The following is an 8,203-nucleotide window of genomic DNA, read 5'->3' as shown; positions in this document are numbered from 1 at the left end:
TCGATCCGCAGCAGCCGCTGACCGCCGCGGCGCACCACGCGGTGCGCGGCGCCGCCCGCCGCGGACTCACCGCCGCGCAGCGTGCCCGCGCCCGACTGGCGGCCCTCGACGATTTCGCCGCGCACGGTTACGTCGCGGTGCACGAATGCGCCGGCCCCGACATCTCCGGGCTCGACGACTTCACCGAACTGCTCGGCACCGACCATCCGGTGCAGGTGCGCGGCTACTGGGGGCAGGCGGTGCGCACCGGCGAAGAAGCCGCGGAGCTGCTCGCCGAGACCGGCGCCGACGCCCTGGGCGGGGATCTGTTCGTCGACGGGTCGATCGGTTCGCACACCGCCGCGCTGGCCCGTCCCTACGACGATCTGCCGGACTGCTGCGGCACCCGCTATCTGACCGAGGACGAGCTGACCGCGCACGTGCGCGCATGCACTTCGGCGGGCATCCAGGCCGGTTTCCACGTCATCGGTGACGCGGCGACCACCGCCGCGGTCGCGGCGTTCGAGACGGTCGCCGCGGAGGTCGGGGGACCGGCGCTCGCCGCGCGCGGGCATCGGCTCGAGCACGTCGAGTCGCTGACGGTCGCGCAGGCGGAGGTGTTGGCGCGGTACGGGGTGATCGCGAGCATGCAGCCGAGCTTCGACGCCCTGTGGGGCGGGGCGGACGGAATGTACGCGCAGCGGCTCGGCGTCGAGCGCGCCGCGGCGCTGAATGCGTTCGCGCCGCTGGCGGCGACCGGGCTGGCGTTGGCGTTCGGCTCGGATGCGCCGGTGACGGCGCCGCGGCCGTGGCCGATGCTGCGGGCGGCGGTGCACCACCGCACCGAGGGCAGTGGGATCTCGCCGCGGGCGGCGTTCGCCGCCGCGACCCGCGGCGCGTGGCGCGCCGGTGGGGTGCGCGACGGTCTGGCCGGCACCCTCGATCCGGGTGCGCCGGCGTCGTATGCGATCTGGGAGGTCGGGGGGCTGGTGGTCAGCGCCCCGAAGGATTCGGTGCAGCGATGGTCGACGGATCCGCGGTCGCGGGTGGCGCCGCTGCCGGATCTCACGCCGGGCACCGCCGATCCGGTGCTGGTGCGCAGTGTGCACCGCGGCCGGGTCGTGTACGCGCGGTGACCGGCCGGCCCCTCGCGAAGGTCACCGCGCGGGCGGTGCGTGTCGTCGCGCTGCGCGCGCTGCTCGCCGTCGTCGCGGGAGTGTTGCTGTTCGCGTCGTTCCCGCCGCGTCCGCTGTGGTTCCTCGCCCCCGTCGGGATCGCGCTCCTGGTCGGTGTATCGACTGCAGTACCGATGCGGCGACGCGCCGGGTTCGGCTACGGCTATCTCGCCGGTCTCGGTTTCCTGGTGCCGCTGCTGCCCTGGATCGGCGTGTACGTCGGTCCGTTGCCGTGGTTGGCGCTCGCCGCCGCCGAGGCGGTCTTCGTCGGCCTGTTCGGGGCGCTGGTGGTGCACCTGCGGTCGTTGCCGGTCGCACCGTTGTGGATCGCGGCGGCGTGGAGCCTGACCGAATGGTTGCGCTCGAGCGTCCCGTTCGGCGGGTTCCCGTGGGGTCGGCTGGCGTTCGGCCAACCCGACGGTGGGTTCGTCTCCCTCGCCGTCGTCGGCGGCGCTCCGCTGGTGTCGTTCGCCGTGGCAGCGACCGGCGCCGGGCTCGCCGCCCTCGCCCTGACCGCCTACCGCCGTCCCCGCCCGGCGCGGGCCTGGACGGTGCCGGTCGCGGTGACGCTGCTCGGGCCGCTGCTCGCCGCGGCGGCGTGGCCGCTGGTGCGCACCACCACCGACGAGTCGTCGACGGTGACGGTCGCGGCGATCCAGGGCAGCGTGCCGCGCCTGGGCCTGGACTTCAACGCCCAACGCAAGGCAGTGCTCGACAACCATGTCGCCCGCACCCTCGTCCTCGCCGAGGACGTCGCCGCCGGACGGGCCCCGGCCCCGGATGTGGTGATCTGGCCGGAGAACGCCTCCGATATCGACCCGCTGCGCAACGCCGACGCCGCCCGCGACATCTCCGCCGCGTCCGCCGCGATCGACGCACCGATCCTCGTCGGGGCGGTGCTCGTCAACGACGACCGCACCACCACCAATTCGGTGATCGTGTGGGACGCGCAGACCGGTCCGGGGGAGCGGCACGACAAGAAGATCATCCAGCCGTTCGGCGAATACCTGCCGTGGCGGTCGTTCTTCCGGTTGTTCTCCGAGTACGCCGACCGCGCCGGCCATTTCGTGCCCGGCGACGGCGACGGCATGGTCACCGCCGGCGGCATCGACATCGGGGTGGCGACCTGCTACGAGGTGGCCTTCGACCGGGCGTTCCGCGATTCGATCGACGCCGGCGCGCAACTGCTGGCGGTGCCGACGAACAACGCCACCTTCGGCGACACCGAGATGACCTACCAGCAGCTGGCGATGTCGCGGGTGCGGGCCGTCGAGCACGGCCGGGCGGTGATCGTCGCGGCGACCAGCGGAGTCAGCGCGATCGTCGATCCGGACGGTCGGGTGCAGCAGAGCACACCGTTGTTCGTGCCCGATGCCCTGGTGGCGCAGGTGCCCTTGCGCGCAGACGTTACGCTGGCTAGTCGGCTCGGAGTGGCGCCGGAGCTTCTGCTCTGCGCCGCGGCCGTGGCCGCCACCGCTCTCGCCCTGGTGCGGGGGCGGCGGGAGAAGGCCGGTGCGGCAGCTCGCACCAGCACCGGCGCAGCAGGAGCACCGGCCGGTGGCCGGTTCGACAAGGAGGACCTCTGATGGCAGCGGCGACGCCGGCCGGGAACGACAGCGCACCCAGCGCCCGCACCCTGGTGATCATTCCGACCTACAACGAGCGGGAGAACCTCGGTCGGATCATCACCCGGCTGCACGCTGCGCTGCCGCACACCCATGTCCTCGTCGTCGACGACGGCAGCCCCGACGGCACCGGTGACCTCGCCGACGACCTCGCCGCCGCCGACGAGCGCATCGCGGTGCTGCACCGCACCGAGAAGAACGGTCTCGGCGCCGCCTACATCGCCGGTTTCCGGTGGGGTCTGGCGCACGACTACACGGTGCTCGTGGAGATGGACGCCGACGGCAGCCACGCCCCCGAACAGTTGCACCTGCTGCTCGAGAAGGTCGACGCCGGCGCCGATCTGGTGCTCGGCTCCCGTTACGTGCCCGGCGGCACGGTGGTGAACTGGCCGTGGCACCGCGAGGTGCTCTCCCGCGGCGGCAACATCTACTCCCGTCTCGCGCTGGGGGTGTCGATCCAGGACATCACCGGCGGCTACCGCGCCTACCGCCGCGAGGTGCTCGAGAAGCTCGACCTCGACGCGATCGCCTCGCACGGCTACTGCTTCCAGGTCGATCTGGCGTGGCGCACCCTGCAAGCCGGGTTCACCGTCGCCGAGGTGCCCATCACGTTCACCGAACGCGAGATCGGCGAGTCGAAGATGAACGGCAACATCGTGCAGGAGGCCCTCGTCCGGGTCACCGTGTGGGGGCTGCGCAGCCGCCTCGCGCGCCTGCGGGCACTGCTCGGCCGCTGAACCTGATGCCCTAGGCGCTCCGCGGCCACGGCCAGCGGGCGTCGAGTTCCTCCCCGAGCCCCAAGCCCGCACACAGCCGGCGGATGGCACTGCAGTCCTGCACCACCGGCCGGCCCTCGGTCACGGCGATGGTGTCGGCGACCAGCTCGTCGCCGCCGGGGATGTTGTCGTGCGCGATGATCGCCGCCCAGGTGGAGGTGTCGGCGCCGGTGAACGCCGCGACCGCGGTGCCGAGCGCGTCGAGCAGCCGCACCCGATCGGTGTCGTCGAGTTCGGTGAGCACCGCGGTGAGCAGCCCGCCCGCGAGGGAGGCGTGGCACAGCTCGTCGCGGCGGTGCACCGCCACCGTCGCGCGGTTGACCGGCTGCAGCTCCGGGTCGGTGGTGAGCAACGCCAGATAGGCGCTGATCGAAGTCTCCGCGACGGTGGTGAACGCCAGCTGCACCAGCGCCGCATCCCGCGGGGTCTCGGCGTGCGCGACCGCGGCGCGATGCTGGCGCACGGTCGGGCACGGCGGCAGCACCGACTCCGGGAGCGCCCAGCCGCGGCGACGGCGGGTGAGCACATTGGCCTGCTGGTGCATGAGGGTGTGGTACTGCTCGTCGACCATCGCCTGCAGCACCCCGGTGACCACCGTGTCGGACGGGCCGATACCGAAGGCGTCCTCGGTGATCAACGCGAAGCCGGGGTTGACGACGTGCTGTTCGATGTCGACGACGCTCTTGTTGTAGGCGATCCACGCCCAGGCCCGCAGCCGCGCCTGCTGCTGCTCGTCGAGCGCGAGATAACGCGGATGCTCGGCGAAGGGCAGCATCTGCTCGGGATAGTCGGCGCGGTCCGCCTCGAACAGCGCGTCGAGGTCGACCTCGGGTTTCTTGACGGCGGCGCGGCGCGGCCACGAACGGGTCAGCCCGGCGATCACCGCGCTCTCCGCCGGATCGGACGGATCGTACTGCGGGAGTTCCGGCGCGCGCAGCTGCGGGTCGGGGATGTCGGACTTGCTCATGTCCGGCTCCTTTCCTCGCGGGGACCGCCGGCCGCCCCCGGATCGCGGGGCAGCGCCGCGAACAACTGCGCACACAGTTGCGCGGCGGCGGGTTGCCCGTCGCCGAGCGCGGCGCGGGCGCGGTCGAGCAGCGCCGCGAAGTCGGGCAGCGCGTCGGTGGCGGCGTCGAGATCGGCGACCGCCTCGGCGAGGGCGCGGCGGGCGGTGGCGGCGTACGGGTTGGTGAGCTGGATGTCGTGGTAGACCTCGGCGGTGCCACCCGAGACGCGGGCGAGCAGCGCCCGCAGCACGGTGTGCGGGGGCGCGGCGACCTGAGCGGCGGCCTCCGGCACGTCGAGCCGGTCGAGGGCGATACCGAACGCGAGGATCGCGGCGTGGGTGAGCACCTGCACGGCGGCGGTGATGCGGTCGTGCTCGTCGGCGGTGGTCTCGACCACGGTGGCACCCCAGTCGCGCAGCGCCGCGACGAACTCGGCCACCATCGGTGCGTCGTGGTGGCGCACCGTCAGCACGGGCCGGCCGGGCAACCCGAGGTCGGGGGCGAACATCGGGTTGATGCCGAGTGCGGGGGCGCCGGGCCGGTAGGTGTGCAGCGCCGCGGCGATCGGGGTCTTCACCGACAGGGTCTCCACCAGCAGGGCGTGTGGGGGCAGCAGCCGCGCGAGCACCGGCAGGGCGGCACCGGCGACGACGTCGGGGACGGCGAGGACCACGATGTCGGCGCCGTCGAGTGCCGCGGCGAGGCGGGTGTCGGGGGCGGTCAGATCGGCGCGCAGCATGCCGGGTGCGGCCGGGTCGGCGGCCGGGTCGACGACGAGCACCTGACGGCCGGCCTCGCGCAGCGCGGCGGTGAGCAAAGCGCCGACGGCGCCGCATCCGCCGGCGACGACCACCCGGCCGGGAGTGGTCACGGCCCGGCCCGCCCCGGCAGCACCGGCGGCCCGTCGACGAGATCGGCCGCGCCCGTGGATCCGACCGCACCCGCACCGTTCGTCGGGGTGGTGTCGCGGGCCGCGGCGAGGCAGCGGCGCATCACCACGGACTTGACGAGGGTCTCGTCGAGTTCGTCGTCCGGATCGGACAGCGCCACGATCGCCCCGCCGATCCCGAAGGTGACCTCGTGGGCGGTGGCGACAAGGGTGCGGATGACCACCGACAGGTCGGCGGCGCCGGTCGGCGACAGATACCCGATCGCCCCGGAGTACACCCCGCGCGGGCCGTCCTCGAACTTGTCGATGATCTCCATGGTGCGCAGCTTCGGGGCGCCGGTCATCGACCCGCCGGGGAAAGCGGCACGCACACAGTCCACCGCCGAGACGTCCGGGCGCAGGGTGCCGCGCACCGTGGACACCAGCTGGTGCACCGCGGCATAGGTTTCCACCGCGAACAGCGCCGGCACGTGCACCGAGCCGGGCACGCACACCCGCGACAGGTCGTTGCGCACCAGGTCGACGATCATCAGGTTCTCGGAGCGGTCCTTCTCGCTGGCCTGCAGTCCGTCCCGCAGCGCCGCGTCCTCACCGGGGGTGCGGCCGCGCGGGCGGGTGCCCTTGATCGGTTTCGATTCGACGGTGCCGTCGACGTCGATCCGCAGGAAACGTTCCGGGGAGGCGCTGAGCACCGCGACCTCGGGGAAGTCGAGCAGCGCACTGTAGGGGGTGGGGCTGATGCGGCGCAGCACCCGGTAGGTGCTCAGCGGGTCGATACCGCCGTCGACGGTGACGGTGTTCGTCAGGCACACCTCGTAGGTCTCGCCGCTGCGGATTTCGTTCTGGCACTGGGCGATCAGATCGAGATAGCGCTGCGGGGAGTGCCGCAGCCGCAGCTGTGGGCCACCGTCCGCGCCGATCAGCGGCACCGGGACCTGCTCGTCGGTCGCCGGTTCGGGCAGCGCCGACAGGATCGCGGCGCTCGCGTCGAACCAGGCGAGGGTCTCGGGATCGTCGGTGTCCTCGGTCAGGGCGAGCAGATAGCAGCAACGCCCGTCGTGGTCGACGACCACCGCCCGGTCGGCGAAGACCAGCGCGGCGTCGGCGTAGGGGGAGGTGTGCACGAGCTGCGAGCCGGCGTCGGCCTTGAGTTCGTAACCGAGATAGCCGACATAGCCGAGCGCGAACCCGAACGGCAGGTCGTCGCGGGCGGCGACGCGGCGCTCGGCGAGCCGGGCGGTGAGATGGTCGAAGACGGGGCGGTGGTGTTCCTCGACGGTGCCGTCGGCGCGGTGTTCGCGCACGATGCCCTCACCGACCCGGTAGGTCAGATAGTCGGCGCGCGGTCCGGCGCCGTTGCCGAGAACGGTGAACCGGGACTGCGGATCCAGCGCGGCGCTGCCGTCGAGCCAGAACCCGTGCGGACCGGCGGCGAAGAGCGCCTCGTAGACGGCGGACGGGTCGGGGTGCATCGGCAGCCGGCGGCTGGCGAGCACGTAGCGCGGGGCCGGTTCGGGCGTCGGTTCCGGATCTGTGGGTGCGGTGACGGTGATCGGGCTGCGCGGCGGGGTGGCATCGCGGAAGTTGGCGAGCAGGTGCGCGCCGTGGGCGGTGCCGATCGATTCGGGATGGAACTGCACCCCCCACAGCGGGCGGTGCCGGTGTGCGACGGCCATGAGCAGCCCGTCCGGGGTGCGGGCGGTGGCGTCGAGGTCGGCGGGGACCGGGTCGGCGATCAGCGAGTGGTAGCGCACCGCCTCGAACGGCGAGGGCAGCCCGGCGAACAGGCCGGTGCCGTCGTGCAGGATCGGGCTGGTGCGGCCGTGCACCGGTTCGGGGGCGGTGATCACGGCGCTGCCGAACAGCTGGCACAGCCCCTGATGGCCCAGGCACACCCCCAGCAGCGGCACCCCGGCGTCGGTGAGGGCGCGGGCGCTGATCCCGAAGTCCCGGGCCCGATCGGGCCGGCCCGGTCCGGGGGAGATGACGATGTTGTCGAACGGTTCGGCGACGAGCTCGTCCCAGCTGCGATCGTTGGTGAGTACCCGCGGCGGGAGGCCGTTGACGCGGGTGATCAGGTCGTAGAGGTTGTAGGTGAACGAGTCGTAGTTGTCGATCAACAGCGTGCGGATCGGTCGGGGCGCGGACACGACGGGCCTCAGTTCGTGCCGTCGCCGCGGCGACCGGAGGTGACCCGCTCCGCGGCGTCGTCGCCGGCGACGATGCGGTCCTCGACCCGGCAGGCCTCGTCGATGAGCAGGGTGTACAGCGAGCGCACGAAGTCGCCGGACAGGCCGTGCCGGTGCGCGTAGTCCTGGGCGCGGCGGTGCACGACCTCCATGCGGCCGGGTTGCATGACGTCGAGGCCGTGGCGTTGCTTGAGTTCGGCGACGCGTCCGCACACCTCGAGCCGGGCGCGGACCCCGTCGAGCAGGGCCCGGTCGATGTCATCGAGTTCGGCGCGCAGATCGGCCAGTTCGGCGGCGGCCTGGGTCGGCGGTGCGTCCGCCGCAGTGTGGTGACGGTCGGTCACGGACACTCACCCCCTTGCAAGCGACCCGCCGGAACACCGGCACGAAGGTCGTGGATCGGGCGTGCCGATCATGATCGATCGGCGTGCGATCATGATTGCACGCACCGTCCGGCCGATATCGACGATTGATCGATTCGTGGCGGGGCCGCAACCGAATTCGCGCAACCACCGTCCCGTCGGGGAGCGCGTCGTCGGGGCCGTAACGACGTGTGCCGCTCC

7 protein-coding genes are annotated in these 8,203 nt (G+C 72.8%); 3 read left to right on the top strand and 4 right to left on the bottom strand.

The annotated features are described in order from the left end of the window. The 3 genes from ACLBYD_RS10080 to ACLBYD_RS10070 all read left to right on the top strand — a co-directional run. Nucleotides 1-1,115, top strand: a 1,115-nt coding sequence (locus ACLBYD_RS10080) for an amidohydrolase family protein (protein ID WP_447816314.1), incomplete at its 5' end; no start/stop codon positions are given. Further along, complete coding sequence (gene lnt / locus ACLBYD_RS10075; RefSeq protein WP_447816313.1) at nt 1,112-2,740, top strand: apolipoprotein N-acyltransferase; 1,629 nt, start codon at nt 1,112-1,114, stop codon at nt 2,738-2,740. The genes ACLBYD_RS10080 and lnt, both read left to right, overlap by 4 nt. Further along, a complete protein-coding gene (locus ACLBYD_RS10070) occupies nt 2,740-3,516 on the top strand; it encodes a polyprenol monophosphomannose synthase (protein ID WP_120282863.1) in 777 nt (258 codons plus the stop codon). The genes lnt and ACLBYD_RS10070 overlap by 1 nt, the downstream gene beginning before the upstream one ends. A gap of 10 nt (nt 3,517-3,526) precedes the next feature. On the opposite strand, the gene ACLBYD_RS10065 is transcribed toward ACLBYD_RS10070, so the two are convergent. The 4 genes from ACLBYD_RS10065 to ACLBYD_RS10050 are packed head-to-tail and all read right to left on the bottom strand — an operon-like array spanning nt 3,527 to nt 7,990. Then, a complete protein-coding gene (locus ACLBYD_RS10065; protein WP_447816312.1) occupies nt 3,527-4,522 on the bottom strand; it encodes an AurF N-oxygenase family protein in 996 nt (331 codons plus the stop codon). Further along, nucleotides 4,519-5,433, bottom strand: a complete 915-nt coding sequence (locus ACLBYD_RS10060) for a prephenate dehydrogenase dimerization domain-containing protein (protein WP_447816311.1) — start codon at nt 5,431-5,433, stop codon at nt 4,519-4,521. The genes ACLBYD_RS10065 and ACLBYD_RS10060 overlap by 4 nt, the downstream gene beginning before the upstream one ends. Beyond that, nucleotides 5,430-7,601: an aminodeoxychorismate synthase component I gene (gene pabB, locus ACLBYD_RS10055; RefSeq protein WP_447816310.1), complete on the bottom strand. Its 2,172-nt coding sequence runs from the start codon at nt 7,599-7,601 to the stop codon at nt 5,430-5,432. The genes ACLBYD_RS10060 and pabB overlap by 4 nt, the downstream gene beginning before the upstream one ends. An 8-nt stretch (nt 7,602-7,609) precedes the next feature. After that, nucleotides 7,610-7,990: a chorismate mutase gene (locus ACLBYD_RS10050; protein ID WP_447816309.1), complete on the bottom strand. Its 381-nt coding sequence runs from the start codon at nt 7,988-7,990 to the stop codon at nt 7,610-7,612. Between the last annotated feature and the right edge of the window lie 213 nt (nt 7,991-8,203).

The organism is Rhodococcus sp. C26F (assembly GCF_053345925.1).
The sequence above is the reverse complement of the archived record's forward strand: the minus strand, read 5'-3'. Positions and strand labels throughout refer to the sequence as shown.